Genomic DNA, 2,197 nt, shown 5'->3' with positions numbered 1-2,197 from the left:
ACTCAGGCAGTCAGGCTGTGGAGGACGCCATCGAGCGACGGGGGGCGGGGATCAGAGCAGATTGGAGGAACAACCCGGTGCAAAGCGGGTTGCCCATGCATCTGAGCTCACGCTGCGGGACGCGGACGCAGAACGGGATGCCGTGCCAGTCCCCCGCGGTGGCGAACGGCCGCTGTCGGATGCACGGAGGAAAGTCTTCAGGCGTGCCGATCGGGAATGACAATGCCCGCAAGCATGGCCTCTGGACCGTCGACGCCGTCGCGGAGCGGCAAGAACTGGTGGCGCTTCTCCGTTCAATGCGCGGCTTTCCGAAGAGGTGAACGGCTAGCAGGCTGTTGAAGAAGTCGCTCGCTATGAGGCTTTGAGCGTGATTCATTGGCTGCGAAGGGATTCGGAGACTGGTGCATGCGCGGCGATGACAATCGAACAGGCGAACTGTTCAGCTATGTTGATCTGGAGGTACGGGTTCGGCGGAACCATCCTCTGCGGGCGATCCGGGGGATCGTGAACGAGACGCTGGTCGCGTTGGAACGCGACTTCGCGGCGCTGTATTCGCCGCTCGGACGGCCGTCGATCCCGCCGGAGAAGCTGCTGCGGGCGATGCTTCTGCAGGCGTTCTACTCGATCCGTTCGGAGCGGCTCCTGATGGATCGGCTGGAATACGACCTTCTGTTCCGCTGGTTCGTCGGTATCGGCGTCGATGACGCGGCGTGGGACCATTCGGTGTTCTCGAAGAACCGCGACCGGCTGCTTGCGGGCGACATCGCGTCGAAGTTCCTGGCGGCGGTGCTGGCGCAGCCCAAGGTGAAGAAGCTCCTGTCGACGGATCACTTCTCCGTTGACGGCACGCTGATCGAAGCGTGGGCCTCGATGAAGAGCGTCAAGCCGAAGGACGGTTCGGGCAAGCCGCCGGCCGAGAGAGGCGGGCGCAACGCGGAAGCGGACTTCCACGGCCAGAAGCGGACCAACGACACGCATGCCTCGACCACCGATCCGGACGCGAGGCTCTACAAGAAGGGCAAAGGCAAGGAGGCAAAGCTGTGCTTCATGGGGCATGGGCTGATGGAGAACCGCCACGGCCTCTTGGTCGACGCCTGCCTGACGCTGGCCGACGGCCATGCCGAACGGGTGGCCGCACTTCACATGATCGAACCGCGCGCCGACCGGCCGCGGGCCATCACGCTGGGCGCCGACAAGGCCTATGACACGGAGGACTTCGTCAACGAGTTGCGCTCGATGAAGGTGACGCCGCACGTGGCGCAGAACACCAGCGCCCGAAGTTCGGCGATCGACGGGCGCACGACGCGGCACGGTGGCTATGCCGTCAGCCAGCGCATCCGCAAGCGGATCGAAGAGGCGTTCGGCTGGATCAAGACGGTCGCCGGCCAGGACAAGACCAAGTTCCGAGGCCGTGATCGCGTCGGATGGGCCTTCACCTTCGCGGCCGCCGCCTACAATCTGGTGCGGCTACCGAAGCTCATCGCGGTGCCGGCATGACCACGCCGGCAGGCTGCCGGCTGATCGGCCGCTGGCGCATCGTCGAGGCCGATCTTTGGGATCGCGATTATCTCGACCTCGACGGACCCGCCACGATCACCATCGGCGCCGACAATCATGGCGAAATCGCCTTCGGGGCCATGCAGGCAACCCTCGACCTCGGCTACAGCCCGTCAATGGTCTTCTTCACCTGGGTCGGATTCGACGAGATGGACGAGGTCTCGGGCGACGGTCACGCCGAACTCCTCGACGACGGCTCCATCGAGATCACATTCGCTTATCACAACGGCGACGAGGCCATCCTCAAGGCCAAACGCGGCACTTCTTCAACAGCCTGCTAGAACCGCAGCCCGGCAGAGCGTCGTGTGGTTCCTCCGGGCGGATTCCCGATGCGAGGAGCGCCAGCGCAGCGAAGATCCAGCGTCCATGGCCGAAACCGCTAAACTCAACTGCGGCGGGGAAAGTGCGCGGTTCCTTCCGTGCGATCCGCGTATGCTGGCGGGCGAATCGCGCCACCCCGCCAGCGACTGGATTCCTTTTGGGAATTCACCGGAATCCGGAATCCACCTGCGACCTAAGCTTGATTGCACTGCAATCAATGCCTAATCTTGGCTTGGACCGATGGAGATGGCATGAATGGGCTGTGAGCGGCCAATGATCCTGATGCGGTTAAGGTGTTGGGAGAGGCGGATAGGCTGCA

At 63.7% G+C, this 2,197-nt stretch carries 3 protein-coding genes; all 3 read left to right on the top strand.

The window, feature by feature from the left end; genetic code table 11:
* Positions 1-320 (top strand): HGGxSTG domain-containing protein (locus NYR58_RS20265; protein ID WP_261522931.1); only part of this gene is annotated, 320 nt, incomplete at its 5' end.
* Positions 321-405: 85 nt separating this feature from the next.
* Positions 406-1,497 carry an IS5 family transposase gene (locus NYR58_RS20260; RefSeq protein ID WP_261522930.1) on the top strand — a complete coding sequence of 364 codons (1,092 nt, stop codon included), beginning with the start codon at positions 406-408 and terminating at the stop codon, positions 1,495-1,497.
* Entirely contained in the window at positions 1,494-1,838 is a 345-nt protein-coding gene (locus NYR58_RS20255) for a hypothetical protein (protein ID WP_261522929.1), read from the top strand. The genes NYR58_RS20260 and NYR58_RS20255 overlap by 4 nt, the downstream gene beginning before the upstream one ends.
* The last annotated feature ends 359 nt before the right edge of the window (positions 1,839-2,197 follow it).

This window comes from Chelativorans intermedius, assembly GCF_025398255.1.
Lineage (GTDB): Bacteria > Pseudomonadota > Alphaproteobacteria > Rhizobiales > Rhizobiaceae > Chelativorans > Chelativorans intermedius.
Note: the sequence above shows the minus strand (reverse complement) of the source record. Positions and strands in the feature narration are given on the sequence as shown.